Annotated in this window: 18 protein-coding genes; 5 read left to right on the top strand and 13 right to left on the bottom strand. The window is 57.9% G+C overall.

Annotated features, from left to right (window positions below):
- Window positions 1-63: 63 nt before the first annotated feature.
- The 10 genes from AC2FPW_RS15905 to AC2FPW_RS15860 all read right to left on the bottom strand — a co-directional run bounded on the left by AC2FPW_RS15905 (window position 64) and on the right by AC2FPW_RS15860 (window position 9,491).
- Window positions 64-1,038, bottom strand: a complete 975-nt coding sequence (locus AC2FPW_RS15905; protein WP_496814474.1) for a GlxA family transcriptional regulator — start codon at window positions 1,036-1,038, stop codon at window positions 64-66.
- 10 nt (window positions 1,039-1,048) lie between these two features.
- Window positions 1,049-1,942, bottom strand: a complete 894-nt coding sequence (locus AC2FPW_RS15900) for a homocysteine S-methyltransferase family protein (RefSeq protein WP_496814473.1) — start codon at window positions 1,940-1,942, stop codon at window positions 1,049-1,051.
- 11 nt (window positions 1,943-1,953) lie between these two features.
- Entirely contained in the window at window positions 1,954-2,988 is a 1,035-nt protein-coding gene (locus AC2FPW_RS15895) for an alcohol dehydrogenase family protein (protein WP_496814501.1), read from the bottom strand.
- Window positions 2,989-3,002: 14 nt separating this feature from the next.
- Window positions 3,003-5,450 carry a GcvT family protein gene (locus AC2FPW_RS15890; RefSeq protein WP_496814471.1) on the bottom strand — a complete coding sequence of 816 codons (2,448 nt, stop codon included), beginning with the start codon at window positions 5,448-5,450 and terminating at the stop codon, window positions 3,003-3,005.
- 16 nt (window positions 5,451-5,466) lie between these two features.
- Window positions 5,467-5,847, bottom strand: coding sequence for a GFA family protein (locus tag AC2FPW_RS15885; RefSeq protein ID WP_267365883.1), 381 nt, complete (start codon window positions 5,845-5,847; stop codon window positions 5,467-5,469).
- 4 nt (window positions 5,848-5,851) lie between these two features.
- Entirely contained in the window at window positions 5,852-6,475 is a 624-nt protein-coding gene (locus AC2FPW_RS15880) for a LysE family translocator (protein WP_480911447.1), read from the bottom strand.
- On the bottom strand, window positions 6,475-7,044 hold the full coding sequence (locus AC2FPW_RS15875) for a helix-turn-helix domain-containing protein (protein WP_480911448.1): 570 nt from the start codon (window positions 7,042-7,044) through the stop codon (window positions 6,475-6,477). Before AC2FPW_RS15875 ends, AC2FPW_RS15880 begins: the two co-directional genes overlap by 1 nt.
- Window positions 7,045-7,170: 126 nt before the next feature.
- Window positions 7,171-7,689, bottom strand: a complete 519-nt coding sequence (locus AC2FPW_RS15870; protein WP_496814470.1) for a GNAT family N-acetyltransferase — start codon at window positions 7,687-7,689, stop codon at window positions 7,171-7,173.
- Between the two features lie 100 nt (window positions 7,690-7,789).
- Window positions 7,790-8,245, bottom strand: a complete 456-nt coding sequence (locus AC2FPW_RS15865) for a GAF domain-containing protein (protein ID WP_496814468.1) — start codon at window positions 8,243-8,245, stop codon at window positions 7,790-7,792.
- 73 nt (window positions 8,246-8,318) lie between these two features.
- Window positions 8,319-9,491, bottom strand: a complete 1,173-nt coding sequence (locus AC2FPW_RS15860) for a thiolase family protein (RefSeq protein ID WP_496814467.1) — start codon at window positions 9,489-9,491, stop codon at window positions 8,319-8,321.
- Between the two features lie 102 nt (window positions 9,492-9,593).
- On the opposite strand from AC2FPW_RS15860, the gene AC2FPW_RS15855 reads away from it, so the two are divergent.
- The 3 genes from AC2FPW_RS15855 (at window position 9,594) to AC2FPW_RS15845 (ending at window position 12,200) form a co-directional block, all read left to right on the top strand.
- Entirely contained in the window at window positions 9,594-9,932 is a 339-nt protein-coding gene (locus AC2FPW_RS15855; protein ID WP_496814465.1) for an STAS domain-containing protein, read from the top strand.
- 21 nt (window positions 9,933-9,953) lie between these two features.
- The gene (locus tag AC2FPW_RS15850) at window positions 9,954-10,403 is read left to right on the top strand and encodes an ATP-binding protein (RefSeq protein ID WP_267365664.1); all 450 of its coding nucleotides are present in this window, start codon (window positions 9,954-9,956) and stop codon (window positions 10,401-10,403) included.
- 219 nt (window positions 10,404-10,622) lie between these two features.
- Window positions 10,623-12,200 (top strand): gamma-glutamyltransferase family protein, encoded by a 1,578-nt coding sequence (locus tag AC2FPW_RS15845; RefSeq protein WP_496814463.1) that lies wholly within the window; start codon window positions 10,623-10,625, stop codon window positions 12,198-12,200.
- Between the two features lie 35 nt (window positions 12,201-12,235).
- Here the strand turns inward: AC2FPW_RS15845 and hspQ are convergent, their stop codons facing one another.
- Entirely contained in the window at window positions 12,236-12,562 is a 327-nt protein-coding gene (gene hspQ, locus AC2FPW_RS15840; protein ID WP_209504966.1) for a heat shock protein HspQ, read from the bottom strand.
- Between the two features lie 80 nt (window positions 12,563-12,642).
- On the opposite strand from hspQ, the gene AC2FPW_RS15835 reads away from it, so the two are divergent.
- Both AC2FPW_RS15835 and AC2FPW_RS15830 read left to right on the top strand, forming a co-directional pair.
- Window positions 12,643-13,524, top strand: coding sequence for an AEC family transporter (locus AC2FPW_RS15835; protein WP_480833101.1), 882 nt, complete (start codon window positions 12,643-12,645; stop codon window positions 13,522-13,524).
- A gap of 61 nt (window positions 13,525-13,585) precedes the next feature.
- Window positions 13,586-14,167 (top strand): transglycosylase SLT domain-containing protein, encoded by a 582-nt coding sequence (locus AC2FPW_RS15830; RefSeq protein ID WP_209504968.1) that lies wholly within the window; start codon window positions 13,586-13,588, stop codon window positions 14,165-14,167.
- Window positions 14,168-14,182: 15 nt separating this feature from the next.
- On the opposite strand, the gene AC2FPW_RS15825 is transcribed toward AC2FPW_RS15830, so the two are convergent.
- Entirely contained in the window at window positions 14,183-14,779 is a 597-nt protein-coding gene (locus tag AC2FPW_RS15825) for a LolA family protein (RefSeq protein WP_209504969.1), read from the bottom strand.
- Between the two features lie 39 nt (window positions 14,780-14,818).
- Window positions 14,819-17,743: a DNA translocase FtsK gene (locus tag AC2FPW_RS15820; RefSeq protein ID WP_496814461.1), complete on the bottom strand. Its 2,925-nt coding sequence runs from the start codon at window positions 17,741-17,743 to the stop codon at window positions 14,819-14,821.
- Window position 17,744 lies beyond the last annotated feature (1 nt).

The following is a 17,744-nucleotide window of genomic DNA, read 5'->3' as shown; positions in this document are numbered from 1 at the left end:
GGCGTAAACTGCCACGGAAGATCGACAACAAATGCACCAAAAACGTCACAAGATCAGCAGTTTTCACCGATGTGTCGCGGCCCGCTTTTCCCGCCGAACGACAAAAGGCGTGACCCCGAAGAAGCTTTTGTAAACAGAGGAAAACCCGTTCGGAAAACCACAGGCCAATCCGATTTCGCGAACGCTCATAGTGGTGTTCAGAAGCAGGTTATTGGCCTTGGCGAGCCGCATTTCGCGATAGAATCCGTTGGGCGTGGTGCCAAAGAAGGTTTTGAACTTACGCTCAAGCGAGCGGTTCGACAATTGTAGCGAATCGACGATCTGATTGATCGGCAGAGGGTCTTCGATATTGGCCTGCATGAGCTTGATGCACTGATCCAGCTTCACATCTCCGGTCGCCGTCAACTTTACCCCCGAGAATGGCTGCATCGAGGCGAAATCCCGGATGTTTTCATGCAACATGATGTCCGCCACGGTCATCTTTGCAGGCCCTGAGATATGGCGACCGATTACTGCCAGCGCGACATCTGTTGTCGCCTCCATTCCGGCACAGGTCACAACGGCGCCCTGTTCGGTTGCAATCGACAGCTTGGCTTCGAACCGGGCCCCGCGTTCCCGCAGGAACGAGGCATTCTCCCAATGGGTTGCCAAATCGTCTGAACCCTGTTCGTCGATATACCGGCTGGCCGCTTCCGCCAGCAAAAACACCTTGGCATCGCGGAAAGTATAGTCCGACACCACCCGCCCCAAAGACAAGTCCGGGTGATCCGGGTCAGAATTGCCGATCACGAAAAGATAATTCGCCTTGGGCTGGTTCTGCACGGGTTCCGTTTGCACCACCGCGTCGCTGCTGCTGGAGATCGGGCCCCCTTTGAGCGACCGATAGGCAAAAGTGAACGGCGGCTTCGGACACACACGATTTGCCAGCCTGAGAACCTCGACCAATGAGGCCAGTTCAAGCAGCACAAATCCCGGGGCGACCAGAATATCGAAATGTTGCTGTATCGCCTGCGGTGATTCAGAAGCAACTTTCCTCATCGCTGTCACCTTAGACGATCTCGTGCCCGGCATCACGCAACCGCTTGGCCAGCGCTTCGATGTGGTCCGGGCCAATTTCGCAGCACCCGCCGACAATCGTAGCCCCCTGATCGACCCAACGCATGACGTGATCCGCATAGGCATCGGGACCAAGATCATGGCGTTGATCCAACGCATCCACTGTCGGCGCGTCCTTTAGAAACTCATCCGAAATATGTGTAAAGCCGTTGGCGTAAGCGCCATAGGGCTTGTTCATTCCGGACAGGATGCCCAGAGCAGCCGGGATCGCTTCGGGGCGCGAACAATTGATCAGCAGCGCGTCAGGCGAAAACTCTTCAACCAATGGCGCGACATCCCTGAGCTGTTCGCCGGACCTGAGGCGACTGCCATCGTCGTCATTGACCGTGAATGACAGCCAGACCGGTTTGCCACATCCGGTCGTTCCACGCAGCGCGCCCTCGGCCTCCTGCACCGAGGACACTGTCTCGATCAGAAACAGATCGACGCGCGCAGCCATCAAAGCCACAAGTTCAGCAAACTTTTCCGCTGCGTCTGCCGGGTCCGGGTTCAGGTCGGGTCGGTAAGATGCCAGAAGCGGCCCCAGAGACCCGGCGATCCGCCCCCCGGTCGAAATACGGGCACGTTCGGCCTGTGTCAGGGCAGTGTCGACAAGGGCGGGCATCTGGTCCTCCATCCGCACCCGTACAAGGCGAGAGCGGTGGACTGCATAGGTATTGGTGGTGGCAACCGTGGCACCACAACGGAAATAGTCGCCATGCACCGCGCCGACCAGATCAGGGTGGTCGATCATCACACGCGTGGACCATAGCGGCGTCGCCCGATCTCCGCTGCGTTTGACCAGTTCCTGTCCGATTGAACCGTCCAACAGAGTGATCTTTGTCATGTCCTTGCTCCTTAAGGCAGCAGTACGAGTTTACCCGGAAGGGTCTTTGCCTGAAAATCGGCCTGTGCGCGGGCGATATCCTTCAACGGGTAGGTTCGGGAAACCAGTGGTTTGATCCGTCCGGAATTCATCAACTCCACTAGGCGGCCAAAGACTTCGGGTGCCTGATGCGTGCAGCCGTGAATGGTGATGTCCCGCAAATAGATGTCCCGCAGATCAGCCTCGACAATCGGACCGGCGATCGCCCCAGAAACGGCGTAGTGCCCGCCGGGTTTCAAGGCAAGGATCAGCGATGCCCATGCGGGCCCGCCAACCACATCTATGACCGCGTCGAACATATCCTGCGGTGGCAGCTCATCCCGGCCAAATGTGCCCAACGCGCCTTGGGATTTGACGACCTCTGCCTTCGCTGCAGCCGTCACACCCCAAACCGATGCGCCGCGCAGCGCAGCAAGCCGCACCGCCGCCAGACCGACGCCGCCTGACGCGCCGGTGATCAGAACCTTTTGTCCCGCCGTCACGCCTGCGCGGGTCAGCAGGTTTTCGGCAGTACCAAAGGCACAGGGAATGGCCGCAATTTCCACGTCTGAAAGGGGTGAAGCACTTACGTCATAAAGGTCATTTGCTTCAACGAGACAGTATTGGGCAAAGGCCCCATCAATCTCAGACCCAAGCGCAATAAAGCCCTGAGGGTTTCTTGGGCTCGGACGCGGCAGGTTGATCGGACAAGTCACACGCTGGCCCTTTTTGAACCCCGTGTTTGACCCGACCTCTTCAACGATCCCGCACAGATCGCCGCCCTGAATGCGGGGAAAGTTCAGTGCACCGCCCCACCCTCCGGCTTCAACATCCTGATCGACGGCATCCGTCCCGCCGGTGACATCCGATGAATACCAGCCGATCCGCGTATTGATATCCGTGTTATTGACACCTGCCGCGGCGACCCGAACAAGTACCTGCCCCGGCCCAGGGGCCGGGACTGGGATATCGTCGCGCCATTCAAGCGCCTCCGGCCCGCCATGGCCGGTCAGATAGACGCCGGACATGGTCGCCGGAAGCGTCACGCCCGCAACCGCTCGTTCTCGGGATCCCAGAGCGGTTGATCCAGTTCTACAACAGCGTGGCATTTCTGACCGTAGATTTCGACCTCTAGCTCAGTTCCGGGATTGGCAAGCTCGGCCCGGATCATGCCCAGCGCGATGGATTTACCAACACGGTAGCCCCATGCGCCGGATGTGGTTTCGCCCACGATCTCATCGCCATGCCAGATGCAGGACATATACGGCGCGTCACAATCGCCCGCATCAACGGTCAGGGTGACGAAGGACTTTTTCACGCCTTGCTGCTTTTCGTTCAGGATTGCGGCCTTGCCCGGGAAGTCCTGCGGTTTGTCCAGCTTGACGAACCGTTCCAACCCGCCTTCAAGCAGGGAATAGTCGGTCGACAGATCGCCCTTCCAGGCGCGGTACCCTTTTTCGATCCGCAGCGAGTTCAGCGCATACATCCCGAACGGCTTGGCACCGGCATCGATGATCGCGTCGTAGATCGCAGGCATGTGTTCGTTCAGTGCATGCACCTCCCATCCCAGTTCACCGGCAAAGGAAACGCGGATCAGATAGGCGGGTTGGCCGGCGACGGTGGCGGACTGATGGGTCAGCCATCCCGACGTCAGATCGGCGTCGGCCATAGACGACAGGATCTCACGCGATTTCGGGCCGGTCACAATCAGCGTGTCGCGTGTGGTGGTGACATCTTCGATTGAGACCCCGGCAGGCAGTGCCTTCATCAAGATATCACGATCATGCCATTGCGCAGTTGCCGCCGTGATCATGATAAACTCTTCTTCTCCCAGCCGGATGCAGGACATTTCGGTCAGGATGCGGCCACGGTCGTCCGAGATATAGATCAGGTTCATCCGGCCAACCTTTGGCAGCCCGCCGGTTGCAAGGCCGCGCAGAGCTTCGGCAGCGCCGTCACCCTTAACCATGAACCGCGAGAAGCCCGGCAGGTCCAACACGCCACAATGATCGCGCACGGCCTCGCATTCTTCCTTGATCCGCTGTTCCCACGGTCCGGACCGTCCCCAAGTGTGGGTCGCGTCGAGCGAGGTGTCATCGCCGGGCTGGGCAAACCAGTTGGCGCGTTCCCAGCCGTTATAGGCACCCATTACACCACCCAGCGCTTTGACCTTGTCATGCACGGGCGACAGTTTCTTGTCGCGCGCGGCAGGCCATTCATGGTGCGGGAAATGCATGGCATATTCGTTGCCATAGACTTCCATGCCTTTCTGGTTGCAATAATCCTGATCGGTGTAATCGGTGTAGCGCCGCGGATCGACGGCCCACATGTCCCATTCGGTCGCGCCATCAACGACCCACTCGGCCAGAACCTTGCCTGCGCCACCGCCCTGCGCGATGCCGAAGGTGAAAGTATGCGCCTCGAACGCGTTTTTCACACCGGGCATCGGGCCGATCAGCGGTAGCCCGTCCGGCGCATAAGGGATCGGCCCGTTGATGACGCGTCCAACGCCCGAGGTTGCCATCAGCGGCACCCGCTCCATCGCATCGGTGACGATATCTTCGATGCGGTCCAGATCGTCATTCCACAATTGAAAGCTGAAATCATCCGGCATCGGATCGTCTTCGGTCATCCAGTGGCCCTTGCAGTTGGGCTCGTAAGGACCAAGGTTGAAGCCGTTCTTTTCCTGCCGCAGGTAGTACGAGACATCCACATCACGCAGCAGCGGCAGCTTGGCACCGCTTTGCTTGGTCCATGCTTCGATCTCGGGGATTTCATCGGTCAGCAGGTACTGGTGACTCATGACCATTGCCGGAACGGTGCGGCCACCGAAGGGCTTGAACCATTCGCCCACGCGCTGCGCATAATACCCGGCTGCGTTCACAACATAGTCACAGGCTATATCGCCTTTGTCCGTGTGCACGGTCCAGGTGCCGTCATCATGCTGCGTCACGCCAGTCGCCGGGCAGAAACGGATGATCTTCTGCCCCATATCGCGTGCGCCCTTGGCCAGCGCCTGGGTCAGCTGCGCCGGATCGATATCACCATCCGTCGGGTCGTAGAGAACACCTTCAAGGTCATGCGTTTCCAGGAAGGGATAGCGCTCTTTCGCTTCTTCCGGGGTCCACATTTCCATCGGGATACCCTGATAGCGGCCCATCGCCATGGCGCGCTCGAACTCCTGCACACGTTCTTTCGAATGCGCCAGTCGGATCGAACCGGTCTGGTGGTAGTTCATCGGGTAATCGACTTCCTCGCCCAGACGCGCATACAGCTCGGTCGAGTAGCGCTGCATGTTCATGATCGCCCATGAGGTCGAAAAGGTCGGAACGTTCCCTGCCGCATGCCAGGTCGACCCGGCAGTCAGTTCGTTCTTTTCCAGCAGAACACAATCGGTCCAGCCTTTCTTGGCAAGGTGATACAGCGAGGAAGCCCCCACCACACCGCCACCGATTATGACCACGCGGGCTTTTGTTGGAAAATCACTCATGCGTTTTTGATCCTTGTTACTGTGCCTCTTGAGGCAGATCGTCCGTGATGTCGTAGTAGTCGCCCTTGTCAGCCACAAAGATGTGCTTCGAGAGCGAAAGACCTGTGGGTGCGTCCAGCGCGCCCATGGAAATCGAAATCGTATCTTCCTGGTTGTGTTGCCAGAAGAGGAACGAGCCACATTTGCTGCAAAATCCGCGCCGGGCGATGTCAGACGCGCAATACCAGCTTAGTGTGTCACTGGCCGAGAAACTCAGGTTGTCCTTATGGGTCGAAGTCGAAGCCCAGACATGGCCCGACTGTCTGCGGCACTGTCCGCAATGGCAGACCGAAGGTGGCGACAGGTCTCCGTCGATCGTGAACGCGACCGAGCCGCAAAGGCAGGATCCTTTGTGCATCTGACTACCCCCTTATTGCGGGTGTGGTGCTGGTCCCCAACAACACACCGTAGATGACAAAACAGGCCGCCATGATCCGGCGCACCCAGATATTGAACACCGCGCCCAGCGCTGCCCTGCCCATCAAGGCGCCCAGCGCCGTAAAGCCGGTGTAGCTGAGTGTGGTGATGACCAGCGCGGTCGGCATGATAACCCCCATCTGCTGCCAGATTGGGACCTCGGGCTGAACGAACTGCGAAAACGCGGCCAGATATCCGGCGACGCTTTTGGGATTGATCGTGGCCACTGCAAGCGCGTGCAGATAGACATGTCGCGCAGGACGCTCGGAGGCTGGTGCAGGTTTTGTCGCATTCATCCAGCCGCGAATCCCCAACCAGATCAAAAATCCCGCGCCAATCAACTTGGCGACAAAGAACCCGGTCGGCGATGCGGCGATCAGGGCGGTCACACCCAGCGCAGACAGGATCAGAAAGGCGCTGGCCTGCGTGAGAATAGCCAATACGCTTAGCATTGCCTTTGGAAACGGAAGGCTCATCCCGTTCGAGATGCAATTGACCGCGTTCGGACCCGGGGTGGTCACGAAAACCACCCAGAACAACGCGAATATGGTCCAGGCCTCGAACGACATCAATAAACCGGCGGGGCGATAACCCAGATGGCTACAGCGGGCTCATCATAAGGGTTGGCCCATTGATAGGGTTCATGTCGGAATCGAAAGCTGTCACCCGGCCCAACCGTGAACGCGCGTCCCCCGATTGTCAGGTCCAGCTTGCCCGAGATTATGTATCCGACTTCCTGTGTCGGGCGATTGGCCGGTGTCTGCATCTGCGAGTTGGGTTTGAAGGTGGAATGCACCATTTCAAAATCATCGGTCAGATCCGGCGAGAGCAGCTCTTCGATCAACCCTTCCTCGCCCGACCCCATGGGGCGGCGCGAGCCGGCACGCACGACATATCCCTGCTCGTCCGCCGGTGCCGCCGAATGCGCAAACAACATCGACATGGGGACGCCAAGGCATTCCGCGATCTGCCTGAGGTCCGAAATCGACGGCTCGGACATGTCACGCTCAACCTGGCTGAGCCAGCCCACAGACCTGTCCAACCGGATCGCAATATCACTCAGCGTCAATCCTCGCGCCTTGCGCAGCGCGCGGATATCAGCACCGAGTGTCGCACTTTGCGGGGCCTGACTGTTCAAGGATAGCTCCAACGTTCGTGAAAATTTCACCTCTTTTTTCACGATGACTCGATTTCATGAAATTTCCAAGCATTTTTTCACGTGAATCCATATTTCGGACTGGCAATGCCCTGACGGCTCGGTCACTCAGCTAATATGGTAAACATAAATATCGGCGGTGTCCGAGGCGCGCTCCGGCCAAAGCGTAAAGCCTGTTTTTTCCAGAACGCGGGCTGAACCTGGATTGTCACGCCCGACCCCGGCAATGAGACGCACGGCAGGCCCAGGCGTCAATGCGTCCTGCAAGCCTTGCAGCAACTCGGGGGCGTAACCATTCCCCCAAGCGGTTTGAGCAATCAGATAGCCGATGTGAAGGCTTGGAATTGCTTCGGTGTCAGAACTCATGGCCAACACCATGAGGCCGATCAGGTGGTTACCACGGCTTTGGCGCGCAAGCAGAATATCGCTTTCAGCACGTCTGTCATCAATCCAGTTCGAAATCTTCTGGCCCTGCAACTGCATCGGGGGCGGCAGGTGTTTCAGGACCTCAGGGGTCAGAAGCGCTGCAAGATCATCTTCAAGCCGAACCCGCAATCGCGGATCGGCGAGTTCAACCTTCCAGTTGCGAACCGAGAGGCGCGGAGTTCGGAAATGGCCTGGGACCATGGTTAATCCAATACGGTTCGGGCTTTCCTGTTTTATCAAACCCTGAGCGAAATCGAAAAGAGGAAACCGGTAGACGCACCTTGTACAGACCGAAAATCAATCAGGCTTGTGTGAAGGTCTTCGACAGGATCGCGGACAGGTTATCCGCGTCTTCGGTTGAGAACGCGTCGGGTTGATTGCTGTCGATGTCGAAAACTGCAATCAGCTCGCCCGATGCGTTCCGGACCGGCAGAACCAATTCGGATCGGGTGGACGAGGCGCAGGCGATGTGACCCGGAAACGCATCCACATCCGGCACCAGTTGCACTTCGCCGGTGCGCGCTGCCGCCCCGCAGACGCCGCGTTCGAACGGGATGACGAGGCAGCCATGGCCACCCTGATACGGGCCAATTTTAAGCAAGCCCGGTTCTGTCACCCGGTAAAACCCGGTCCAGTCGAAACGGTCGTCGGAATAGTGGACCTCGCAAGCAACGGTAGCCATCAGGGCAACCTGATCGGTTTCGCCTTCGGTCAATGCTGCAATTGTACTTGCCAGCGCGCTGTAATCGACGGTCATAGGTCCCGAACCCCTTGGAAAACTCGGGGGCGCCGCCCCCGAACCCCCGGAGTATTTCGAAAAAGATGAAGGGTCAAATGCGTTCGATCGCGATAGCTGTTCCTTCACCGCCGCCGATACAGATTGCAGCAACCCCCCGCTTGAGATTTCGTTTCTCGAGCGCGTTCAACAAAGTGACCATAATACGGGCGCCAGATGCGCCAATAGGATGGCCCAAGGCGCAGGCCCCGCCATTTACGTTTACCTTGTCGCGCGGCAATCCCATTTCGTGCATGAAAGCCATCGGCACAACTGCGAAGGCTTCGTTGACCTCCCACAGGTCGACATCATCCTTGTTCCAACCGATGCGGGACAGAAGCTTTTGCGCCGCCGGAACCGGTGCAGTCGTGAAAAGTCCGGGTGCCTGCGCATGGCTGGCATGTCCCAGAATCCGGGCCCGAACTGTCAGTCCTTGCGCTTCTGCCACCTCAGCCGACGCCAGAACAAGCGCCGCCGCGCCGTCGGAAATTGACGAGGAATTGGCGGCGGTTACTGTCCCGTCCTTGCGGAAAGCCGGTTTCAGTGTCGGAATTTTCTCGGGACGGGCGGATTTGGGTTGCTCATCAGCGACCTGTACGACCTCACCCTTACGCGTGCGCACTGTGACGGGGACGATCTCGCCCTCGAAAGCACCGCTTTCTTGCGCGGAAAGTGCGTTGGACAAGGATTTCAAGGCATATTCATCCTGCGCTTCGCGGGTGAACTGATACGCCTCGGCGCAATCTTCGGCAAAGGTTCCCATCAGGCGGCCCTTGTCATAGGCGTCTTCCAGCCCATCAAGGAACATGTGGTCGATCACCTGACCATGACCGATGCGCGCGCCGCCCCGCATTTTCGGCAGCAGGTAGGGCGCGTTGGTCATGCTCTCCATCCCTCCGGCGACCATTGTTTCCGCATGACCCAATGCGATCTGGTCGAAGGCCATCATCGCCGCCTTCATCCCGGAACCACACATCTTGTTCAGCGTGGTGGCGGGAACCTCCTCGCCCAAGCCCGCCGCGAAACCCGCCTGGCGCGCCGGTGCCTGCCCCTGGCCTGCGGGCAGGACACATCCCATCAACACCTCGTCAACCGTCTGCGCCCCTGCCTGCTTTAACGCGGCACGAATCGCTGCGCCGCCAAGCTCGGATGCTGCGACACCGTCGAACATGCCCTGAAAACCACCCATTGGCGTTCTGGCAGCACCTGCAATAACAACATCTCTCATCCGGATAATCCTCCTGTCGTCCGGCCCTTGAATACCGAATGGTAAGAATTCGCGTCTAGCGTATTTCTACGACTCATTTTCAGATTGGAGGGCGGCCGGACCATGGGGCTGACCAGCACATCAGACGGTACGACACAGATTATCACGGTTCACTCTGACCGGATCGACGCTGCGATGGCCATTCAGTTCAAAGAAGACATGCGCGCAGAAACCGAGGCCTGCGCCGATCGGGTTGTTCTGGACCTGTCAGGCGTCGAGTTCATCGATTCAAGCGGACTGGGCGCAATCGTGGCCTCCATGAAACAACTGGGTCTGAACCGAAGGCTTGATCTGGCAGGCCCGCAGCCCGTGGTGGAAAAGGTCTTTCGCCTGACGCGCATGGATACCGTGTTCAGGTTGTTTGCAACACTGGATGACGCCCTGTCGGAATCAGACAGGTGACAACAGCAGGAGTGCGACAACGTGGAGCCCATTTGTAACGCGACCTGCCTGGAATTGAGCTTTCCCGCAACGGAAACAGAAGCCAGCGCGGGGATTGCGAAACTCAGCGCCGGACTGGCGAAACGAGGGTTGCCTCCGCACAAGGCGGACGACGTCAAGATCGCACTGGCAGAAGCAATCAACAACGTTGTGGAACATGCCTATATGGACGTGGCCCCGGCCGGGGTTCAGGTGACATGCCGATTGGACAGAAACCGGCTGGACATTCTGATTTCGGACACGGGCCATCCATTGCCCGGCTACGAACCACCAGACGGAACGCCGGCACCACTGGGAACCCGCATTCAGGATTTGCCCGAAGGCGGGTTCGGCTGGTTCCTGATTCATCAACTGACCAGCGACATCTGTTATGAGCGTCGCGACGGGTGCAATCGGCTATCCCTGCGATTTAACTTTGACAAGAACGGGTAATCAGCCGCAATTGGCCACAATAACGCCATTTTCGAAACATTGTCGCGCCGCAAATCGCCGCCATACAGTGACTCGTAGCTCAGATAGCTTCCCTCGGCGCCAATTATCACAGCCCCCACCCAGTGAACGGCGCCGAGGATCTCCCCCCAAACTTGAATTGACTGGACAACCGGCAATCAGAGAATAGCTTTCCCCTGTTTGAAGGAGAAAGAACCCACCATGCGTGATCTGCACAAACCTGGCCGGTCGGAAGTTTTTGCAACGCGGGGGATGTGCGCAACGTCGCACCCGCTAGCCGCCAAAGTGGCAATCGATATTCTTGAGCGCGGCGGCAACGCCATGGACGCCGCGATAGCAGGTGCGGTTCTGCTTGGCATCTGCGAACCGCAGATGACCGGGTTGGGGGGCGATTGTTTCGTTTTGTTCAGCCGTGCGGGCGAAAACCGGATACGCGCATTGAACGGATCGGGTCGCGCACCGGCCGCCGCGCGGGCGCAGCCCTTGCGGGACAAAGGCCTGTCGTCTGTACCGTTGAACGGTCCGGATGCGGTGACTGTTCCCGGTGCCGTGGACGCCTTCTGTCACCTTGCAGAAACCGAAGGGCGATTGGGGCTGGGCGCGATTCTGGAACCCGCAATCCACTATGCCGAGGCTGGCGTTCCGGTGGCCCCTCGGGTTGCTTTTGACTGGAAAACCGGGGCGGCCACATTACAGGGTGCTGCGCGTGACCATTATCTGATCAATGGGCAGATACCGGTGATCGGTCAGATCTTTCGCGCCCCCGGTCAGGCTGAGGTCTTGCGCAGGATCGCCAGTCAGGGACGCGACGCATTTTATTCAGGAGACATTGCCGAGGATATGATCCGGGCCCTGTCTGCACGCGGAGGTGTCCACACCGCCGAAGACTTTCACTGCACCAAGTGCACTGAAACGCAGCCCATGCGCGGAGCCTACAAGGGTGTTGATCTGGTCGAACACCCGCCAAACGGCCAAGGTGCAACCGCGATCCTGTTGCTGAACATTCTAAAGCAATTCGATCTGGCCAGTATGGATCCATTTGGAGCAGAACGGGTTCATATCGAGGCTGAAGCCACCAAGCTGGCTTATGACGCGCGCAACCGGTTCATTGCGGATCCCGATCATGTCGCACGGGCCGAGCGGTTTCTTGATTTGGATGTTGCGGTCAGGCTGGCTGCACTGATTGACCCAAAACGCGCAATGCCCGCAGCAGCACCTTTGACGGAAGCCATTCACAAGGACACGGTCTATATCACGGTGGTCGATCGCGACCTAATGGCTGTGTCGCTGATCTATTCGATCTTTCATGGCTTTGGATCAGGGATCGCATCCGAGAAATACGGTATCTTGCTTCAGAACAGGGGCGCAGGGTTCACACTTCAGCCGGGTCACCCCAATGAACTGGCTGGCGGCAAGCGCCCGATGCACACGATCATACCGGGGATGTTGACCGAGAATGACCGTGTCACGATGCCATTCGGCGTCATGGGCGGTGCTTATCAACCGACCGGGCACGCGCGTTTCGTTTCGAACCTTAGGGACTTTGGGCTGGAACTACAGGAAAGCATCAACGCGCCGCGCGCCTTTTTCGATGGGAATGTCCTGAAACTAGAGCGGAGCTATTCCGAAGAGGTAGCGAAACAATTGTCTGAAATTGGACACAATATTGAAATTCCGGAAACGCCGCTTGGAGGAGCGCAAGCGATCCGAATCCGAAAAGACGGTGTTTTGGAAGGTGCCAGCGACCCGCGCAAAGATGGGTGCGCCCTTGGATACTGATCAGCCGCAGTACAATGCCGACCGGTTCGCCAAACCTAGTTCAGGTGGAAATGCAGAGGGTAAGCACCGTCTTCAAACGGGCCGAACATGTTGGAGATATCCGGGTGCTCGACCGGCTCTCCAGAATAGTCTGCAACCAGATTTTGTTCTGAAACATAAGCAACATAGAAGGATTGGTCGTTCTCTGCCAGCAGGTGGTAGAACGGCTGTTCTTTCCGCGGACGGCTGTCTTCCGGAATGGCCTGATACCATTCTTCTGTGTTCGAAAATTCCGGGTCCACGTCAAAAATCACCCCTCGAAAAGGGTGTTTCTTGTGACGGACCACCTGGCCCAATCCGTATTTCGCGCGTGTCTTTAACATTGTTTCGGCCCCCACCGCATTTACTAACGGTTTTTGGCCCGAAATGCCAATCATTGATGTGAAATTCAGGGAAACAGTCTGTGAACCTAATACTGACAGTGTTCGAAATCGTGGCCCCGGTTTTTCTCTTGGCGGCCATTGGCTTTACGTGGGTCAAACTGGGGTTCGAATACCGGCTGCAATTTGTGACACGCTTTGCAACGACGCTGGCAATGCCCAGTCTGATCTTTGTTGCACTCATGCAAACCGACATTCCGGGCGGAGATTTGTCGCGTTTCACGTCGGCAACTCTGGTCGCAAATCTTCTGCTGGCTGGGGTGTTCTGGTTGATTGTTCGCGGATTGAAACTGGATCAGCGCACGTACCTGTCACCGCTGATTTTCGGCAATACCGGCAATCTTGGCCTGCCGCTATGTATCTTTGCGTTCGGGCAGATTGGTTTGGGTTACGCGGTCATCTTTCTGTCTGTAACCGCGCTGTTTTCTTTCACCTATGGGATCTACCTAGTCGCCGGAAAAGGCGCATGGGGACAGGTCTTACGCCAGCCGATGGCTTGGGCGACCATTCTGGGTGCGGTGTTTTTGTGGCAGGGGTGGCAAACTCCGACATTTCTAACCAACACGTTAGAGCTTTTGGGGCAAATGGCTGTTCCGCTGATGTTGGTCACGGTCGGTGTGGCAATCGCCCGCCTGACCTCGCGTAGTCTGGGGCAAGCGCTCTGGCTGTCAGTCCTGAAACTTATCGTCTGCTTTGCGTTGGGCTGGGGGATTGGGGTGTTGTTTGATCTGGACACTGTCGCCTTTGGCGTTCTGGTATTGCAAATTTGTACACCGGTCGCTGTGACCTCATACTTGTTGGCAGAACGATTTGAAGCCGATTCCGATGCCGTTGCCGGCATGGTCATGGTGTCCACCGTACTTTCCGTGGCGGCGTTACCCATAATTCTTGCCATTGTTTTATAGCGATTGTGATTTCCTCAGAGCTCAATCTGCGCTAGAATAAACAAAAAAAGGCATGAGGCACATGAGCAGAATTCTTATCGTACTCTTCGGGGTGCTGCTTTTGGCATCCTGTGGCGGCGGGTCAAAACAACCGCCCAGCAAACTGAACGACGCGTGCAGCATTGCGCACGAACGACCGGATTTCATCAAGGCTTTCAAAAGCACCGAGCAGAAATGGGGTGTTCCGGTTCACGTTCAGATGGCCACGATTTATCAGGAAAGCCGATATCGCCACGACGCGCGTACCCCGCACCGTTACGTGCTGGGCGTGATCCCGATGGGGCGGCAAAGCAGCGCCTATGGGTTCAGCCAGGCACTGGACGGTACCTGGGATCAATATCAGCGCGAAACCGGAAAGCGCCGGGCCAAGCGGGATCGCATCCGCGATGCCTCGGACTTCATCGGCTGGTATATGAACAAAAGCTATGAGCGCAACGGCATCCACCCCGGCGACACACGCAATCAATACCTGGCCTATCACGAAGGTCACACGGGGTACGCTCGCGGCACCCACAACAGCAAGTCGTGGTTGTTGAGCGTGGCCAATGACGTGGACGCGCGCGCGCAACTGTATCAGGCACAGTTGGCGAACTGCCGGTATTGACCAGCAAAAAGCGGGTCAGCGATTGACTGACCCGCGTCTTTCCTTGTTCGAGAAAAGACCCTGATCAAGACCATTGCTTTCGGTCAACGCACCCAAAAGAACGGTGGTCTGGCTGCCGGCGTTGTCATGAATCACCCATTTGCGCAACTCAACCGGATTATCGGTGAACATCAATTCAATCCGACCTGCCTCAGGGTTCTTGGGGTCTTGCGCAGTGACCACTGTGGCCGTGCCGTCAAAGCTGTGGCCGACAACCATATTGGCCTGATCAAGATTCACGTTGCGTGCCAGCACAATGGATAGAGGCGTGCGCTTCAGCGGGTATTGCTCGGGCGGCTGGTTCGATTTCGGATCGAAGATCTGAACACTGCCCGAGCGCGCCAGTACCACAGCGCTGTTGGGCGGGTCATATTCGAAACGCATCTTGCCAGGGCGCTGCATCCACAGCTGTCCGGTGCTCAACGAGCCATCATCGTTCACCTGCGTGAACGTTGTCTGAACCGTTTTCAATCCGTTCAGGTAATTGGAAATCTGCGAAAGCGGCAGTTTTTCCGCCGCCCATGCGGCGGGTGCGGCCAGTGTCAAAGCAAGGGCAAAAGCAATCTGTTTCATGCTGTACAGATAGGCTGTCTGCCCTTGTTATTAAATATCCTATTGCTCGGGGACGAGGATTTCGCGTTTCCCGACATGATTTGCTGACGAAACAACACCTTCGTCTTCCATTTGTTCAACAAGACGCGCCGCCTTGTTATACCCGATGGCGAGTTTTCGCTGAATATAAGAGGTCGAGCATTTGCGATCCTTGATCACAATTGCCACCGCCTGATCGTACAGCGCGTCCTCTCCGTTCGTGTTGCCGCCAGTGTTCAGCCCCAGAACGGCGTCAATGTTGTCGACCTTGTCCTCGGCCGGGCCGTCCAGAACGCTGCCCACGTAATCGGGCGGACCGTATTGTTTGAGGTGGTTGACGATTTCCTCGACCTCTTCATCCGACACAAACGGTCCGTGGCAACGGGTAATTTTGGCGCCACCGGCCATGTAAAGCATGTCGCCCTGCCCCAGCAGTTGTTCGGCGCCCATCTCGCCCAGAATGGTGCGGCTGTCGACTTTCGACGTCACTTGGAACGAAATCCGCGTAGGGAAGTTGGCCTTGATCGTGCCGGTAATCACGTCAACCGAGGGGCGCTGCGTGGCCATGATCAGGTGAATGCCCGAGGCCCGTGCCATTTGCGCCAGACGCTGGATACAGGCTTCGATTTCCTTGCCCGCGACCATCATCAGATCGGCCATCTCATCGACGATGACGACGATATATGGCATCGCTTCGGGTGCGAATTCTTCCGTCTCGAACGTTGGTTCGCCGGTTTCATCGTCAAACCCGGTTTGCACCGTGCGGCTGAACATCTCGCCTTTGGCCAGCGCATCCTTCACACGGCCATTGTAGCCCGCGATGTTGCGGACGCCCATCTTGGACATCTTGCGATAGCGGTCTTCCATTTCGCCCACGACCCATTTCAGGGCGACAACCGCCTTCTTTGGATCGGTCACAACGGGTGACAGCAGATGCGGGATGCCATCGTAAACGGACAGTTCCAACATCTTCGGGTCGATCATGATCAGACGGCATTCATCCGGCGTCAGCTTGTAAAGCAGCGACAGGATCATCGTATTGATCGCCACCGACTTACCCGAACCCGTAGTCCCGGCGATAAGCAGGTGAGGCATCTTGGCCAAGTTCGCCACAACGGATTCACCGCCGATATCCTTGCCCAGCGCCAGCGGCAGCGCCTGATTGCCATCGCCGAAATCGCGGCTAGCCAGGATTTCCCGCAGCACGACCATCTCGCGGTTTTCGTTGGGCAATTCGATACCGATCACCGAACGCCCCGGCAGGGTCGAAACCCGCGCCGACAGCGCCGACATCGAGCGCGCGATATCGTCTGCCAAACCGATCACCCGGCTCGCCTTGAGGCCCGGAGCGGGCTCCAGCTCGTACATGGTCACGACCGGGCCGGGGCGTACGCTGACGATCTCACCCTTGACGCCGTAATCGTCCAGAACGTTTTCCAGCATCCGTGCATTTTCTTCCAAGGCCTCATCGCTCAGGTGATGGCGTTGGATACTGGCGGGGTTGGACAACAAGCCCAGAGGCGGAAGTTCGAAGTCAGAGTGCCGTTCCTCGAAGGACAATGCCGGTTGCGCTTCGGCCTGCGCACGACGAGACGGCAACGGTGTCCGACGCACGGGCTGCGCCACCACAGGCTTGCGCGGTTCAGCTACCGGGATTTTCATCGCGGGGCGCTGCTGCGGCGCGGCGTCGGTGACATCCTCGAAAACCGACTCATCATCGATATCCAACTCGGATGCGTAATCGTATTGTTCTGTCCCGGCCTCATAACCGAACACAGCGGGTTCTTGCGCCTCTGGCGTGTCACCAGCGGACACCTGCGGCTCGGGGCGCAGACCATACGCCGTCATCGGCGGTTCGGGTGGCAGTTCGGACGAGGTATGCTGGTTCAGGATCAGCGGATCGGGACCGCGTCCACGACCCTTGGTCAACGGTAGGTTGGGATCCGGCTCGGGTGTCATTTCGCCTACGGCTACCTTGCGATTTCGCACGGCAGCCGAGATTTTGGAGCGGATGCGATCTTCGCCGGGCATGTCGTCAAAGCCCGCGATCGGTTCAGGATCCACCAACTCAGGCTCGGGCATTGGATCGGGGCGCCGGATAAGTGACGGCATTCGCGCCAACAGGCCTGATTTGACCGGAGGTTCAGGACGTCCCAATTCACGTTCTTCAAAAACAGGATCGGCATAGACCAGTTCGTCGTCAAACATCGCCTCAGCCGCTTCAGCGCGGGCAAGCTTGCGTTCTTCCCACTGTGCTCGGCGATCCCGCGCGGCTTGCGCGGCCGAGGCCGCACCACGCCCCATCAGCGTCATCAGCATGTCATAAGACATAACAAGACCCAGTAGGAAGGCGCGGAAGCCGCATTTCACGTCGGCCTTGGTGAAGCCCAGCACAAAAACACCCAGCGTGGTCATCCCGACGGCCATGGCCAGCGACATCAGTTTGACCAGAAAATGCGAAGAGATCGGCACCAGCGTCAGCAACGCGCCCATGACCGTGTCGCCGAACAAACCGCCCAAACCGTAGCTATGCGTTGCACGCCACTCGGCACCGGGAACAAGGGTAGCGGCATAGACCGAGGCTACAGCGATCCAGATCGGGGCAAAGATCAGGCGGGCAATGGCCCGGTCTTCACCGAAATGGCCAGCAAAACGCAGACCCCATCCAACCAGAACAAGCGCGATGCCCCAGCTTCCCCAGCCCACGATCATGAACAAGGGGGCTGCAATAGACGCGCCGACCCGTCCCATCCAGTTCTGCACCGGCGCGTCGGTCGAAACCATCCAATTAGGATCATCGGGCGTATAGGACCAGATCATCGCAGCCGCGGCCAAGCCCAACAGGATCAGCGCGATACCGATCAGTTCCTTACTGCGTCGCTCCAGGGCTGCCTGTGTTGTGCTGTCCAGCAATGGGTCGCGGTTTCGCGCGTTATATGATGCCATT

The sequence above is a fragment of the Ruegeria sp. SATB027 genome, from assembly GCF_059613825.1.
This window is presented reverse-complemented; position numbering and strand designations above follow the sequence as displayed.